Origin of the sequence: Wenyingzhuangia gilva (assembly GCF_030519655.1) — a bacterium.
Taxonomy (GTDB): domain Bacteria; phylum Bacteroidota; class Bacteroidia; order Flavobacteriales; family Flavobacteriaceae; genus Wenyingzhuangia; species Wenyingzhuangia gilva.
This window is the reverse complement of the sequence record NZ_JAUMIT010000002.1, coordinates 344,710-360,607: the sequence shown is the minus strand read 5'-3', so window position 1 is coordinate 360,607 and position 15,898 is coordinate 344,710. Positions and strand designations below refer to the sequence as shown.

At 30.9% G+C, this 15,898-nt stretch carries 12 protein-coding genes; 8 read left to right on the top strand and 4 right to left on the bottom strand.

Going from position 1 to position 15,898, the window contains the following annotated elements; all coding sequences use genetic code 11:
- Positions 1–170 precede the first annotated feature (170 nt).
- The 5 genes from QVZ41_RS06660 to QVZ41_RS06640 all read left to right on the top strand — a co-directional run bounded on the left by QVZ41_RS06660 (position 171) and on the right by QVZ41_RS06640 (position 6,923).
- A complete protein-coding gene (locus QVZ41_RS06660) occupies positions 171–1,979 on the top strand; it encodes a hypothetical protein (RefSeq protein ID WP_302883766.1) in 1,809 nt (602 codons plus the stop codon).
- A 10-nt stretch (positions 1,980–1,989) separates the two neighbouring features.
- Positions 1,990–3,291, top strand: coding sequence for a DUF5723 family protein (locus tag QVZ41_RS06655; protein WP_302883765.1), 1,302 nt, complete (start codon positions 1,990–1,992; stop codon positions 3,289–3,291).
- Positions 3,292–3,403: 112 nt separating this feature from the next.
- The gene (locus tag QVZ41_RS06650; protein WP_302883764.1) at positions 3,404–4,774 is read left to right on the top strand and encodes a peptide MFS transporter; all 1,371 of its coding nucleotides are present in this window, start codon (positions 3,404–3,406) and stop codon (positions 4,772–4,774) included.
- Positions 4,775–4,793: 19 nt separating this feature from the next.
- Positions 4,794–6,344: a peptide MFS transporter gene (locus QVZ41_RS06645; protein ID WP_302883763.1), complete on the top strand. Its 1,551-nt coding sequence runs from the start codon at positions 4,794–4,796 to the stop codon at positions 6,342–6,344.
- Between the two features lie 51 nt (positions 6,345–6,395).
- Positions 6,396–6,923 carry a thioredoxin family protein gene (locus QVZ41_RS06640; RefSeq protein ID WP_302883762.1) on the top strand — a complete coding sequence of 176 codons (528 nt, stop codon included), beginning with the start codon at positions 6,396–6,398 and terminating at the stop codon, positions 6,921–6,923.
- Here the strand turns inward: QVZ41_RS06640 and QVZ41_RS06635 are convergent.
- Genes QVZ41_RS06635 through surE form a run of 4 tightly spaced genes read right to left on the bottom strand, consistent with a single transcriptional unit; the run spans position 6,920 to position 11,126 of the window.
- Entirely contained in the window at positions 6,920–8,932 is a 2,013-nt protein-coding gene (locus QVZ41_RS06635) for a ComEC/Rec2 family competence protein (protein ID WP_302883761.1), read from the bottom strand. The two genes, QVZ41_RS06640 and QVZ41_RS06635, sit on opposite strands and share 4 nt — an antisense overlap.
- 27 nt (positions 8,933–8,959) lie before the next feature.
- A complete protein-coding gene (lpxB, locus tag QVZ41_RS06630) occupies positions 8,960–10,063 on the bottom strand; it encodes a lipid-A-disaccharide synthase (protein ID WP_302883760.1) in 1,104 nt (367 codons plus the stop codon).
- Positions 10,064–10,354: a hypothetical protein gene (locus QVZ41_RS06625; RefSeq protein ID WP_302883759.1), complete on the bottom strand. Its 291-nt coding sequence runs from the start codon at positions 10,352–10,354 to the stop codon at positions 10,064–10,066.
- Entirely contained in the window at positions 10,347–11,126 is a 780-nt protein-coding gene (gene surE / locus QVZ41_RS06620) for a 5'/3'-nucleotidase SurE (protein WP_302883758.1), read from the bottom strand. Before surE ends, QVZ41_RS06625 begins: the two co-directional genes overlap by 8 nt.
- 158 nt (positions 11,127–11,284) lie before the next feature.
- On the opposite strand from surE, the gene QVZ41_RS06615 reads away from it, so the two are divergent.
- From QVZ41_RS06615 to QVZ41_RS06605, 3 genes are all read left to right on the top strand, one after another.
- A complete protein-coding gene (locus QVZ41_RS06615) occupies positions 11,285–13,390 on the top strand; it encodes a carboxy terminal-processing peptidase (RefSeq protein WP_302883757.1) in 2,106 nt (701 codons plus the stop codon).
- Between the two features lie 4 nt (positions 13,391–13,394).
- Complete coding sequence (locus QVZ41_RS06610) at positions 13,395–14,441, top strand: ABC transporter permease (RefSeq protein WP_302883756.1); 1,047 nt, start codon at positions 13,395–13,397, stop codon at positions 14,439–14,441.
- A 112-nt stretch (positions 14,442–14,553) separates the two neighbouring features.
- The gene (locus tag QVZ41_RS06605; protein ID WP_302883755.1) at positions 14,554–15,705 is read left to right on the top strand and encodes an FAD synthase family protein; all 1,152 of its coding nucleotides are present in this window, start codon (positions 14,554–14,556) and stop codon (positions 15,703–15,705) included.
- Positions 15,706–15,898 lie beyond the last annotated feature (193 nt).

The following is a 15,898-nucleotide window of genomic DNA, read 5'->3' as shown; positions in this document are numbered from 1 at the left end:
GATTATATAATAAAGATTTTTACATTACTTTTTTAAAATATTATCAAAAATAGAGATCGCTTGAATCTATAATATTAAACAACTAAGGTTAATTAAGATAACATTTGTTAAATCTGGTTCATTTCCCTATTTTTGTTTCAACAACTATAATTAAAATTATGAAAAACTACATGAAAAAGACAAGATTTCATTTTCTTGTTGCTGCTGTACTCTTTAGTACAGTTAGCTGTTCCGACACATTTGACACTTCTTTTTTTGATAAGGAAATAGAAGATCCAGAAATTCCTATTTCGGGTATACCTATTGGATATGTAAACTATACAGCTACTCAATTATTTGAAGAACTTAATGAAGATTTAACAGTAGCTACTGGAACTGATGACATCATTACTTTTTCTTATTCTCAAACTTTAGATGGTGGTCAAAACACAGATTTCGTAAACGTTGAAGATCAAACATTTAATGGTAATTTCAACCTTTTGGAAGATTCTGGGTTAATAGGGCAAGCACCTTACTCATTAGGATTAGTTCCAGATGATAAAGTAGAAGATTCATTTAAAGATATTCAAACACTAACTTTAGATTCTGATCTAACAGCTGCTGATTTTTCTTCAGGTACTTTTACCATTACTTTAGAAACCACTACTGAGGCTCAAACAGAAATTATATTTACGATACCTTCTTTTAAAAGAAAAGACCCAAATGAACCTGGACTAATAGAAAATCCTGAATACCCTGGTAGCTACTGTAGAAAATTTATATTAAACAACAACTCAGGGTCTGATGAATTTACTATACCAGTAGATTTAAATAGATATGACTTTGATTTTACCTACACAAATATTGAGAATGATCCAGATACTAAAGGTGGATTTAACAACATAGCTGTACAATTAGACGCTACTGTTACCTTTGAAACTGGAGATCTTGTTAGTTCAGATGATAAGTTAACCTACACAATTGCCCTTGAAAACCCTATAGTGAATACTGCTGAAGGAGATTTCAAAAAAAGTGGATTTAATGTAAGCAGCCAAAGTTTTGACATGGACTTTTTTAATGAGATTGGAGAAGGATCTCTTATTTTTGAAGAACCTATTTTAAAACTTTCTGCTACAAACGAATACGGATTCCCTATTGGTATTAAATTAGAGGGAATATCTACAGACGCTACTTCTAATAATATTTTAGAAATTAATGCTCCAGGAATAGACCCAAGTGATAACATTGCTGAAAATACAGATACAGCAGCAGCTGGTGATTACTATGCAATGATCGCCGCTGGTTCAAACACGGCTGTTTCATCAGAAATTACATTAAACAGTAATAACTCAAACTTAGCGGCTTTATTAAATGAAAAACCAACTCAATTTATTTTAAATGTTGCTGGTACTTCCAACCCTAATTCTACTACTACCAATAACAACTTTTTCAATATTAGTAATACAATGAGTGTTAATGTAGATGTAGAATTGCCTCTTCATGTTACTTTTGATGATGTAACTTTCAATCCTGATCCTATTAAGTTAGACTTAGGTGATGATATACAAGACAATGCAAAGAGATTATCTTTAAGAGTTGCTACAAAAAACACCATTCCTTTTAACGGAACTATCAATATGGATTTTGTTGATGAAAATGAAAATGTTCTATTTTCTAAAACTATACAAGCCATTGTTGCAGCACCTGTAGGAACAGATGGTTTTTCTATTTACAATTTAGACAACAATAACAACCTTATAGACACCACTAATAATAGTGTTATAAATGCTCATGTTCCTATGAATGGAAATGATTTTGCAGTTACTTTTAACGAATCTGAAATCAAATTACTTAGTGATGCTGTCAATGTAAACTTATCAATTGTATTTGACACAGATAGCAATGGTGATGGAACTGCTACAGCAGTCAAAGTTAAAAGTACAGATCAAGTTAGAATTGATTTAGCCCTTAAAGGAGATTTAAAATTAAGCAAAAACTAAATCCATAGACATGAAAAACTATAAAAAATTAATAGCAATATTTGCTTTCACTGTCTTAGGTTACAACAGTGTAAAAGCACAAAGTGAGATCTCTTTCTTTCATTTAGGAGACTACGTTCAACAATCTACAGATATATCTCCTGTATATATTCCTAAAAACTCTTTATCTATTTCTTTGCCTAACATAGGAATGGCATTTAGTAATGGGTTTTCAGCTTCAGACTTATTAACTCCAATAGAAGGAACAGATAAGTTAAAATATAATTTTACAAATCTTTATAATAGTATAGAAGGAGATTATAGTACACTTAATCAGAAAGTAAACGTTAACCTTTTAACTGTATCTGTTAAACGCAAACATGGTTCTATAAGCTTCTTTGCTAATATTAAAGAAAACTCTAATTGGCAAATGAGTAAAAATGGAATTATTAATTTGCTAGCTAATAGTGTTGAGGATGAAATTTTATTAAACGACAAAATCAATAGTTCTGCCTATGCTGAAGGAGGTATCGGATTTACCCAACAATTTTTAGATGATAAATTAGCGATTGGTGTTCGTGTTAAATACATTCTTGGACTTGCTAACGGATCTACTAAAGAAGATGGTTATGCTAAAGTTAATATAAATGATGATTTAACTTGGATAATAAACACACAAGATGCGGTAGCTAGAGTCGCAGGTTATAAAGATGGTGAAGACTATGAAATTAATACTGCAAATAGTGGTTTTGGTTTTGATATTGGAGCGAGTTACGAAATTATTCCAAATTTAGTTATTGAGGCTGCTATTAATGACATAGGTTCTATCACTTGGAAAGAGAACATCACGGAATATTATTTAAACGATAAAACAGACTTGATGGTTAATGGTGTTGATTTAGACACTGATGATGATATTGCTGAAAAATTTGGAGATAAATTAGCTGATGATGTAGGAACAGGCGAAAGAAAAGGTGAAAGTTACAGAACATCCTTAGCTACAAACTCATATTTCTCTGCAAGTTATAAATTAGCTCGTATACACCAGCTTAGACTTACCATGTTTAACGACCTTATTAATACTAATAATGAAGCGACTCTTGCTCTAGGGTATAACATAGCACTAGACAAATCTACATATGGTATTGTTGGTATTAAAAATGCTCAAGGAGATATGGATTTAGGATTAAATTTCGCAACAAAATTAGGTCCAGTTCAATTATTTTTTGCTACTTCTAGATTAAATGAGGTATTGGGAAATCCTAAAGATATAAAAAACGTTAACTTAAGATTCGGTATAAACCTTGTATTTGGATACAACAAATGGTTGTAAAAAACATATGTAAAATAAAAAAAGCTGCCAATTGGCAGCTTTTTTTATTTTACATATCAAAGGGAAACAAAATACAAAAATGTATTTTTGAACCTTTAAAATTAATAATTACATGGAATTTACGTATGGAGAGAATAAAAGCAATCAAAAAAATATACTAGGACACCCTTCAGGTCTATTTATTTTATTTTTTACAGAAATGTGGGAGCGTTTTTCATACTATGGTATGAGAGCTATTCTTGTTCTATATTTAGTCGCACAAACAACAGATAAGAATGCAGGACTAGGATGGACACAAACTGAAGCCTTAGCATTATACGGATGGTATACCATGTTGGTTTATGTAGCATCAATACCTGGAGGTATTATTGCTGATAGGCTTATTGGACAAAAACGTTCCGTTATGATAGGTGGTTTCCTTTTAGTTTTAGGACACGGAATATTAGCTATTGAAGAATATTGGGCTTTTTATACTGGATTAGGATTAATTATTGCTGGAGTAGGATTATTAAAACCTAATATATCTACCATGGTTGGTGGATTATACAAGCAAGGAGATATTAGAAGAGACAAAGGGTTTACTATTTTTTATATAGGAATAAACTTAGGAGCTTTTTTAGCTTCATTATTAGTTGGATATATTGGTGAAAACATTGGCTGGCATTATGGATTTGGCTTAGCTGGTGTAGGTATGTTACTAGGGCAGCTTATATACATATTTGGACAAAAACATTTATCCCACGTTGGTAATTTTTTAGGAAAATCAAATAAACAAGAATCTAATATTGAATTCAACAAACCTTTAACATCCATAGAAAAAGATAGAATTATAGTTCTATTATTATCATTTTTAATTGTTATTGTCTTTTGGGGAGCTTTTGAACAAGCAGGAGGTTTGATGAATATTTTTACCTCTGAAAAAACAGATCGGTCATTACCATTCTCTCTACCTTTAATTGGTAATTCAGTCCCTGCTTCATGGTTTCAATCATTAAATGCATTGTTTATCATTTTACTTGGATCATCAGTGGCTGGATTTTGGGCTAAAAGAAAGTTAAAAAACAAAGAAGCTTCTTCATTATTTAAAATGGCTTTAGGTACCATGATTATGGGGTTTGGTTTCTTATTTATGACAGCTGCAGTTGCGCAATACAACAACAATGGAGAGTCTGCAATGTACTGGCTTGTATTAGCCTATTTGTTTCATACCATTGGAGAATTATCATCTTCTCCAGTAGCACTATCCTTCATTACCAAATTATCACCAGTAAAGTATGGTTCTATTATGATGGGAGTTTATTTTGCTATGACTGGTATTGGTAATAAATTAGCTGGATTATTAGGAGAGTCAGCATCGTCTTTAGGAGAATATGCTGTTTTTACCGGAATTGCTTTATTTTGTATGCTTTTTGGAGGATTAATTTTGTTATTCCTTAAAAAATTAAAAGCCTTAACACACGGAGCAGAAGAAAACGAAAATTAAAATTATTTATAAAAAAATTATGAGTCAAAAATCATCCGATCATTTTTTCAGTAGTAATGTGCTAGGACATCCGGCAGGTTTATTTATTTTATTTTTTACAGAAATGTGGGAACGTTTTTCTTATTACGGAATGCGTGCATTACTGGTATTATTTTTAACATCAGAATTAGCAAAAGGCGGATGGGCTTGGTCTACTCAAGATGCAATGGCCTTGTATGGTACATATACTATGTCTGTTTATTTTACTCCCGTTATTGGAGGTCTTTTAGCAGATAAACTTTTGGGATATCGATGGGCTGTAATTTTAGGAGCTTTTATTATGACTCTTGGACACGCTGCTATGGCTGTAGAAACTCCTTTATTTTTATATATCGGTATTGGTTGTTTGATTATTGGAAATGGTTTTTTTAAACCTAACATGACCTCTATTATTTCTAATGCATACGCTAGTCATCCAGAAAAAAAAGATGGAGCTTATTCCTTGTTTTATATGGGAGTTAATGCTGGTGCCTTTTTGGGGATTATGCTGTGTGGATATATTGGTGAGAAAGTTTCATGGAGTTGGGGGTTTGGATTGGCTGGAATATTCATGTTTTTTGGAATGTTGCAGTTCTACTTTACCCAAGATATTTTTGGACATATTGGTTTAACACCAAAAAAATCAAAAGAATATGCAAAGACAGACAATGAAGTTGCCACAGCAGTTGAACACACTCCAAGAAAAGTAATTCTTGATAGGATAATGGTTATCATGGTTTTTTCAATTTTTACTATTTTCTTTTGGGCTGCTTTTGAACAAGCAGGAGGATCTATGACCATTTTTGCTGACAAATACACGCAAAGAGAATTATTTGGAAATGCTGGAACTATTTTTAAAATAGTAGATGCTATTTTAACAATAGTACCATTAGCGATTATAACCTATGTACTAGCAAAACTTTTTAAAGAAACTATCAAAAAATATCCAGTTGGAAATATCATCTTGTCATTAAGTTTTATCATTATTTGGGGAATTGTAGGCTGGAAGGTTTATAATGAATTTTTTACCACGGGTACAGAAGTTCCTGCAACATGGTTTGGAATTTTAAACTCACTATTTATCATTTTGCTTGCTCCTGTATTTTCAAAATGGTGGGAAAGTAAATATAACCTATCTGGACCTTTTAAATTTGCTGTAGGATTGATTCTGTTAGGGTTAGGTTTTGGATTTCTAGCATATGGAAGCTTTGGTTTATCAACTGAAAATGTTGTAAAAGTTAGTATGGTATGGCTTATTTTAGCTTATTTATTTCATACTTTAGGGGAGTTATGTATTTCTCCTGTAGGTTTATCTTACGTGTCAAAACTAGTACCTGCTTCATGGATTGGAATTATGTTTGGAGTATATTATTTGTTTATTGCTACAGGTAACAAAATAGCAGGTATGACAGGTGGTATGATTGAAGAAATCACTCAAAAATATAGTTTATCAACTTTCTTTTTAATCTTTACAATCATCCCTATTATTGCTGGATTAATTATGGCTGGATTAAACAAAGTATTGGTACAAAAAATGCATGGAATTAAATAATTTTGTTAGGTTTAACTAAAATAATTGACATAAAAAATAAAATCTATTTACATGAAATCATTTTTATTATCACTCTTAGTCATTCCAACTCTATTATTTGCAAATCCTGAACCTAAGGTTAAATCAATTAAATGGATTAGTTTTGAAAAAGCAATAGAACTAAATAAAACCAATCCTAAACCTATTTTAATTGATGTTTACACAGATTGGTGTACTTGGTGTCATAAAATGGATGCTAGTACTTACAGTGAAGAAGTAATTGTGAATTATGTGAATGATCATTTTTATGCAGTAAAGCTAAATGCAGAACAAAAAGAAGATATTACTTATAATGGTCACACCTTTAAATTTGTAGCCAATGGAAGAAGAGGAACTCATCAATTAGCAGCTTCTCTTTTAAATGGAAAGCTAAGTTTTCCTTCCACTGTTTTTTTGAATAAAAATCAAGAATTGGTAGAAGTTATTCCTGGATATTTACAAGCTCCTATGATGGAAAAAATCATCACCTATATGAGCGAAGGAATTTACATCAATAAAGAATGGGCTGATTTTGAAAAAGAATTTAAAAGCAATCTTTAATTCTTTATAAAAGCTCCTAATTCTGTAACACAATAAATAGGCACTTGTAATTTTTTACAGGTGCTTTTCCATTTTAATTGGTTGTTTTTATAATTAGAGCTTGCAATGATTATCTGTTTTGGCTTTAATGAAGTAATCAATCTTTCTAAGTTTATTCTAGGGTTATCAACAATAATTAAAATCAACTCTTTTTGTTTTAGTAAATAGTATGGTTTGTTTTTGTTGATGACTAAATAATTATCGTTTTTAAAAGTAAACACCTCTTTACTTGAATAATTAATTTCTTTTAGTTTATTTTTTAGCTGATTGGCTTTTAATAAAACTGAATCTTTCGCTGTTAAAGAATCTTTTGCAAATATTGTGATTGTATTTTGATGCCTAACCGTAATCATATTTTGACCAATACTATTATAGATCAATAATTCTGAGACCTTATTTTCTTTATACATCTCAAACAAAAGAAGTAACTGACAAATAATAATCAAAAATAATGAATGTTTGATTCGTTTGTAATTAAAAGAATCAACCAAGTACCAAACACAAAAAAGAAAAACGTAATAATATATAATCTCCATTTTAGAAAAAGAAACATCTTTAAGAATCCAATTGGAAAACGATGAAAAATACTGAACAACTTCTAAATAATAAGTAATAAAATCATTGTATAAACTTTCTATAAAACACTGGTTTTTAAATAGCAAAAGTTTAAACAACACAATAATTCCTCCATACAAAACAACAGGTAATAACGAAACAGCAAAAAAGTTAGTAAACAAAAATTGTAGGGGTACTTGATGAAAATAATACAAAGCAAAAGGCAAAACACCCAATTGAGCAATGACCGAAACCACTAAAACATCTACAAAATATTTAGCAATTTTATACTTTACTTTTATCCACTTAGAAAACAAAGGATAAAAAACAACAATGGATATAACAGCTGAATAACTTAATTGAAAGCCTACATTGAATAAATAATTTGAATCATATAACAACAAAACCAACATGGAGGTAATGATGGCTTCTAAAACCAATCTTTTACCACTTTTTAACTTGGTTAAGGTAAAAAAACTAAACATGGTTACAGATCTAATGACTGAACTAGACATACCAGAAAAAACAGCAAAACTCCACAAACAAAGAATAACGACAATTACATATACATAATTTCCGTATTTAAATCTTTTAATGAATACAAAAGTATAAAGCAACATAAAATATAAAACGCCTACGTGCATTCCAGAAATAGCAATAATATGTACCACTCCAGAATTGGTAAAAGAAGTTAACATTTCATCTGTCACTCCATTCTTATCTCCCAACAACATCGCTTTCATCAAACCAATGGTATTTGCTGATAAACTAGAACTTTCTAAGACTGTATTTACTTTATTTCTGAGTTTTTGAAGTTTGATTAAGCAAGAAGTATTATTCCCAATTTTGATATAATTGTGCTCTAATTTAATTTTAGCATAAATATCTTGTCTAGCTAAATAAGTTTTATAGTCAAAATCATATGGAGAAGATGGTGGATTTATTCTTTTGAAATTACTTTTACAAAACAAAATATCCCCAACTTGTAACTCCGAAACTTTTGAAGTTTTTACAGGAATTTCAATCAATATTTTTCCTTCTGTTAAAGTGTCATTTACAACATTTACGCTTGCATAAAAACGTTGATAAGTATTGGTATCGGTTAACTGTTTTACTAGTGTAATTTTTGTATGGACCTGTTGATTTAAATACTTTATATAATGATTTTCATCCTTTAAATCATCTTGTAGGACTTGAGAAAACCAACTGACAGACATTCCGAATAGCATCAACAATAAAAAGAAAAGTTGATGCGAAAAACTTTTACTCATCAAATAACGATGTAATAAAAACATCATTATTAATGTAACAAGTGGTAAAACACAAATAACGTAGATGTTCTGTACAGGATATAGAATTCCTATCAAAACGCCCAACAATACCTGAAACGGTATATAGCTGATTAGTAAATTCATAGCATCATGAAGTTACTAATTATTGTTTTATTTTAAAATAGCCGTGGCAAGTTTTTCTGAAGCACCAACACCGCCAAGTTTTTTGTGAAGTTCTTCATAATCTGCTAACATTTTAGTTCTTCCTGCTCCGGATAAAATTTTATTCAACTCTGTAATTAGGTTTTCTTTATTTAATTCATCCTGAAGCAGCTCTTTCACTACTTCCCTATCCATCACCAAATTGACCAAAGAAAAGAATTCCATTTTCACCAACATGACTCCTACTTTGTAGGTCAACCAACTAGTTTTATAACAAACTACTTCTGGCACTTTAAATAAAGCTGTTTCTAAAGTAGCTGTTCCAGAAGTTACCAATGCCGCATGGGAAATAGATAACAAATCGTATGTTTTATTATTAATGAGTTTTACATTAGAATCCCCTATAAAGGGTTCATAAAATTCATCAGATTTACTTGGAGCACCCGCGATAACAAATTGATAATCTTTGTAAACATCAACTACCGAAAGCATAATGGTTAATATTTTTGTGATTTCTTGGGTTCTGCTTCCTGGCAATAGTGCTATAATAGGTTTGTCACTTAATTGGTGTTCCTTTCTAAAATCTGCTTCGCTTATGGCTTCTCTATCAGCAATAGCATCCAACAAAGGATTCCCTACATAGTTTACAGGAAAGTTGTGTTTCTTTTCATAAAAATCAATCTCAAAAGGGAAAATAACATGCATTTCATCTACATCTCTTTTTATTTTGTGGATTCTATTTTCCTTCCAAGCCCAAATTTTTGGAGAAATATAATAATGAACTTTAATACCATTCTTTTTAGCAAATTCTGCTATTCGTAAATTAAATCCTGGATAATCAATCAAAATCACCATATCAGGATTGTAATCTAAAAGATCTTTTTTACAAGTATCAATGTTTTTAAAAATGCTTCTGATATTTTTTAACACTTCCAATAACCCCATAAAAGCAAGGTCTTTGTAGTGTTTTACCAAAGTCCCTCCAACGCTTTGCATTAAATCTCCTCCCCAAAATCTAAAATCTGCTTTGGGATCTTTTTTTAACAAAGCTTTCATCAAATTAGAAGCATGTAAATCTCCCGAAGCTTCACCTGCGATTAAGTAATATTTCATTTATAACATTTTTAAAATAGCAAAAAGAATAGCCAATATAACCACAGCCATTAATACTCCCCTCGCTATATAATCTCTTTTATTTTTTATCAACAAATGAAAAACTATTACGTTAGGCAATGTCCCTAAAGTGATTATTTTGGTTAGTAACCCGTTAGTTAACAATTTATTGAAAGTATCTTGTAAATCATTGGTTGGCAATAAAATCAACATAAAAATAAACGCCCCAAGAGCACTTACTAAAAGTCCTAAAACCGTTCCTGCCAACACTTGTTTTACAATATTATTCATTTAATTTCCAAGTATTTAGTTTCTGAATCATGTGATGAGCCGTTAAATCAAACTGAATAGGCACCAAAGAAATATAATTTTTTGCCAACCAATACTCATCTGTATCTTCACCAGCATCTAGGTTTTCAAACTCTCCTGTTAACCAAAAATATTCTTTTCCTAATGGATTAATTCTTTTATCAAACTTTTCTCTCCAATTGGCTCTTGCCTGTCTACAAACCTTAATTCCTTGATAAGCTTCTTCAGACATTTTAGGAAAGTTAACATTCAAGACCACTCCATCTGGCAGTCCATTTTCTAAAACTTGCTTTGCAATTTTATATACAAAGGGTCTAGCTTCTTCAAAATCGGCATCTTTAGAATAATCACACAAAGAAAAACCAATGGATGGAATTCCCTCAATTCCTGCCTCAATGGCAGCACTCATGGTTCCAGAATAAATAACACTAATAGAGGAATTACTCCCGTGATTGATTCCAGATACACATAAATCTGGCTTTACCTCTAAAACTTCATTAATCGCTAATTTTACACAATCTGCTGGAGTTCCAGAGCAGGCAACTTCTACCATAGCTCCATCGGCTACTTTTACAGGCTTTAACTCTAATATAGCATCGATAGTAATGGCATGCCCTTTTCCGCTCTGAGGTTTGTCTGGAGCTACCACATAAACATCTCCTAGCTTGCACATCTCTTTTATTAAATTTCTAATTCCTTTAGCAGTAATCCCATCATCATTGGTTACTAAAATCTTTGGCTTGTTTTTTGACATAAGTAGCATATTATGATTCAAATTTACTATTAATATTTAGGAATAAATTAAACTAATCATACGTTTATTGATTATTTGCAGATGTCCTAAATTTTATTTTAATTCCCCTTGAAAAAAAACTAAATTAGTAGCTCTCAATATAGATTCCATCCATTTACATGAAAAAATATATCAAACACATATACGCACTTACTTTAATTATTGGATTATCAATATTTTACAGTTTCAATACTCATCAAGCAGACAAAGATCCAGAAAGAGATCAAATCTTAATGGAAGCACTTCGTTTTATTCTTGAGAAAGGACATTACGAGCCTAAAATGATTGATGACAAATTTTCTGAAGCTGTTTTTCAAAAATATATTGAAGATTTAGATCCTTATAAACGTTACTTTTTAGCAAGTGATGTGGCTGAATTTAAAAAATACTATCACGATATTGACAATCAAATCATTCGAAGAAAATTCGATTTTTTTAAAGAAGTAACCGATACTTTTGTTAAAAGATTAAAAGAATCAAAACCTATTTATCAAGATATTTTAAAGAACAAATTCGATTACGATAAAAAAGAATCTATCAATTTAGATCCAAAAACTACCGAATATCCCAAAGACCTTGAAGCAAAAAAAGATGTTTGGCGTAAACATTTAAAGTTTTCTACAATTAGTAAATTGACTGATGACTTAAAAGATGAAGAGGACAAATTTAAAGATGATAAGAATTATCAAAAATTAAGCTTTGATGAGTTGGAGAAAAAGGCTAGAGAGAAAACTTTAGACAACATTGAAGACTTATATTATTACGAAGACAGTACCCCTGAAAATGATAGGTTTTCTATTTTCCTAAACTGTATTACTGCACAATTTGATCCGCATACCAACTACTTTGCTCCCGACATGAAAAAGAAATTTGACTCTAGCATGGCAGGATCTATTGAAGGAATTGGTGCTAGACTTTCTGACGAAAGAGGTTATACCAAAATTGTTGAATTAATTGCTGGTGGACCTGCTTATAAACAAGGTGAGTTAGAGGTTGGAGATATTATTACCAAAGTAGCTCAAGGAGTAGATGGAGAACCTACTAATATTGTAGGTATGCGTTTAACGGATGCTATTGAATTAATCAAAGGTAAAAAAGGAACCACTGTAGTTTTAACTGTAAAAAAAGTTGACAATACTTATAAAAAAATAGCTATTGTTAGAGACATTGTTGAGTTTGAAGATACTTTTGTAAAATCTACCACAACTGTAAAAGATGGAAAAAAATACGGAATTATAGATTTGCCAAAATTCTATATTGATTTTACCAAACAAGGACAGCGCAATTCTGCAAAAGACATGCGTAAAGAAATTGAAGCACTTAAAAAAGAAGGAATTGAAGGATTAGCAATTGATTTACGAAACAATGGTGGAGGATCTTTAAGCACCGCTATTGATATTGCAGGTTTGTTTATTGATAAAGGACCTGTTGTTCAAGTAAAATACAAAGACAACAAACCAGATATTAAAAACGATACTGATAGTGGTTTACTTTGGGATGGACCTTTGGTAATCATGGTGAACGAACTTTCTGCTTCAGCTTCTGAAATTTTAGCGGCTGCTATGCAAGATTATAAAAGAGCGATAATTATTGGTAGCAAACAAACGTATGGTAAAGGAACTGTACAAAATGTTATCCCAATCAACCAATATTTAAACTACAGTGAAGATTTGGGAGCGCTAAAATTAACCATTCAAAAATTCTATAGAATTAACGGAGGTTCTACACAACTAAAAGGAGTAAGCTCTGATATTGTGATGCCAGATAGATATAGTTATTTAGACATTGCTGAGCGTGAATTAGATGCTCCATTAAATTGGGATCAAATTGAAAAAGCTAAATACAACAATAGTGACTACTATACTAATTTTAACGAAGTAGTAGCTGATATGCAAAATAGCATAAACACCAATCCTCAATTTAATAAAATTGATTCTTACGCTAAATGGCTTAAAAAGAATCAAGATAATTTAACATATCCATTAACTTTAAAAGGATATCAAGAAGAACAAGAAGCCCTAAATAAAGAAGCTAAACAATATAAAGATGTCTTAAAATACAATTCTCCTTTTACTTTTTATTCTCCTAACTACGAAAATAATTTAATAGCAACAGACACCATTTTAAGAGATAAAAGAAAATTTTGGCACAAAAGCTTACATGATGACATTTATGTAAATGAAGCGATTGAAACTTTGAGTAAATTAAAAGTAGCCAACAAATAAGGGTATGCAACTTTTTAAAAATATTTTTTCTAAAAACCTATTAGCCAACCTCTGTGTTGGCTTTATTTGTTTTGGAGCCTTCGTGGCTTTGTTTGCTTATGTTATAGCTCCTGATAGTACTGCTAATGCAAACACCATGCATGTAACTATACAAACAAAACCCCCTGGTTTTTCAACTTACATCCTACAAGAAAACAATAAAAGTATTGAGCAAAGTTTATGGAGTAAAATGGTCTCTGGAAGTAAAGCCTACAATAAAGAAACTCCTATCAATCATAATTTTAAAGTTGGAGAAAAAAAGATTGAATATCAATTACTAAATCAAGATGAAACTTTAAGTATTGCTAAAAGTGACCAAATAAAAGTCTTTAAAAAAACATTTTGGTTAGGCACAGATAAATACGGAAGAGATTTATTAAGCCGATTGATTGTTGGAGCTCGTATTTCATTTTCTATCGGGATAATAGCTGTTAGCATATCTTTAATTATTGGATTGACTTTGGGTGCTTTAGCAGGTTATTTTGGTGGAATTATAGACAGCATTATCATGTGGATTATTAATGTTACTTGGTCCATTCCAACCATATTGTTGGTCATTGCTATTACGGTGAGCTTAGGAAAAGGTTTATGGCAAATATATGTAGCTGTGGGATTAACCATGTGGGTAGAAGTTGCCAGAGTGGTTAGAGGGCAAACAAAAAGTGTTAAAAACTTACAATATATTGAAGCTGCTAAAGTTTTAGGACTTTCTAACTTTAGAATCATTACCAAACATATTTTACCCAACATTATTGGACCTGTTATTGTTATTTCTGCATCCAATTTTGCAGCCTCGATCTTAGTAGAAAGTGGGTTGAGCTTTCTAGGTTTAGGTGCACAACCTCCTACTCCATCTTGGGGAATTATTATTAAAAACCACTACAATTATATTGTTACAGGTAAAGCATACTTGGCTATTATTCCTGGTACCTTGATTGTTCTTTTAGTCTTGTCATTTATGATTCTTGGAAATCAATTAAGAGATTTTTGGGATGTAAAAAACAATAATTAATTTTATTTTTTTCAAAAAAGTATCAAATAAGGCAAATATTTACAATAACAAATGTTTGCTATATTTTAGATCATGAAATATATTGTAAGTTAAAACTTTGAAAAATATTCTAATGAAAAAAAAAGTATTTGTATCTGGATGTTTTGATATGTTACATAGCGGACATATCGCATTTTTTAAAGAAGCTTCCTCTTATGGAGATTTATACGTAGGTATAGGTTCAGACACTACTATTGAAGAATTAAAAGGCCGTAAGACTATAAATTCAGAACAAGAACGACTTTACATGATCAATGCAATTAAGCATGTTACAAAAGCGTTTGTGAATTCTGGATCTGGAATTCTAGATTTTAGAGAAGATCTTAAAAATTTAAAACCTGATTATTTTGTGGTAAACGAAGATGGTTTTTCTCCTTCTAAACAAGAATTATGTGATGAATTAAACATTGAATTAATCAATCTAAGAAGAATTCCTGAAGAAGGACTTCCTGAACGTTCTACAACAGCTATAAGGTCTGGTGGAAATTGTGTTTTACCCTATAGAATAGACCTTGCAGGAACTTGGATAGACCAGCCTTATGTTTCTAAATACCACCCGGGATGGGCAATTACTTTATCGCTTGAACCTATTATTGAATACAATGAACGTTGTGGAATGTCAACCTCAACAAGGAATGCTGCAAAAAAAATATGGCCTTATTATTTACCCTTAGAAAAACCCGAAAAACTTGCTGAAATTCTTTTTAAGTTTGAAAACACTCCTGGTTCAACATTAATTTCAGGAGCGCAAGACGCTATTGGTATTTGCATGCCTGGATTGGTTCGTCATCATTACGACAATCAATATTGGCCTACTAAATTTGAATCTATCCATGATGAAGAAACAATATCATGGTTAGAAGATCATATTTATATGACTTTATTATGGCCTAGAGAACCTGGTTTAGATTTATTAAAAGAAACCTACATCAACAAAGAAAATGTAAAATCACTTACAAGCGCTGCCGATGAAGTATGGGAAGCTATTAAAAACAAAGATTTAAAAAGGTTTTCAGAAGGATTTAAAAAATCATTTAATGCACAAACAAAAATGTTTCCTGCAATGATAAATGATAAAATTAATGCTGAAATTGAAAAATACAAAGACAAAGCCTTGGCGTGGAAATTAGCTGGAGCTGGTGGTGGTGGTTATTTAATTTTAGTCTCTGAAACTCCTATTGAAGGAGCCATGAAAGTTAACGTAAGACGAAAAGAAGTTTTATAGAAATAATTTAAAACACTGACTAACATTTGTTTACAAATAAGTTTTTTATTAACTTTAATAAATAATGCTTAGGGGTAAGTATTTAAATCAAAATGGCTTAGGTAATGTTCATGCATTATCTAAGCTTTTTCTTTTATTTTATGGGGTTTGAACATTGCTTTACAAAAAAAAGATTGCTACTTTTAGAAAACAC

Coding starts and splice junctions, on each gene's coding strand:
- QVZ41_RS06660 (WP_302883766.1), top strand. CDS start 171: ATGAAAAAGACAAGATTTCATTTTCTTGTTGCTGCTGTACTCTTTAGT.
- QVZ41_RS06655 (WP_302883765.1), top strand. CDS start 1,990: ATGAAAAACTATAAAAAATTAATAGCAATATTTGCTTTCACTGTCTTA.
- QVZ41_RS06650 (WP_302883764.1), top strand. CDS start 3,404: ATGGAATTTACGTATGGAGAGAATAAAAGCAATCAAAAAAATATACTA.
- QVZ41_RS06645 (WP_302883763.1), top strand. CDS start 4,794: ATGAGTCAAAAATCATCCGATCATTTTTTCAGTAGTAATGTGCTAGGA.
- QVZ41_RS06640 (WP_302883762.1), top strand. CDS start 6,396: ATGAAATCATTTTTATTATCACTCTTAGTCATTCCAACTCTATTATTT.
- QVZ41_RS06635 (WP_302883761.1), bottom strand. CDS start 8,932: ATGAATTTACTAATCAGCTATATACCGTTTCAGGTATTGTTGGGCGTT.
- lpxB (WP_302883760.1), bottom strand. CDS start 10,063: ATGAAATATTACTTAATCGCAGGTGAAGCTTCGGGAGATTTACATGCT.
- QVZ41_RS06625 (WP_302883759.1), bottom strand. CDS start 10,354: ATGAATAATATTGTAAAACAAGTGTTGGCAGGAACGGTTTTAGGACTT.
- surE (WP_302883758.1), bottom strand. CDS start 11,126: ATGTCAAAAAACAAGCCAAAGATTTTAGTAACCAATGATGATGGGATT.
- QVZ41_RS06615 (WP_302883757.1), top strand. CDS start 11,285: ATGAAAAAATATATCAAACACATATACGCACTTACTTTAATTATTGGA.
- QVZ41_RS06610 (WP_302883756.1), top strand. CDS start 13,395: ATGCAACTTTTTAAAAATATTTTTTCTAAAAACCTATTAGCCAACCTC.
- QVZ41_RS06605 (WP_302883755.1), top strand. CDS start 14,554: ATGAAAAAAAAAGTATTTGTATCTGGATGTTTTGATATGTTACATAGC.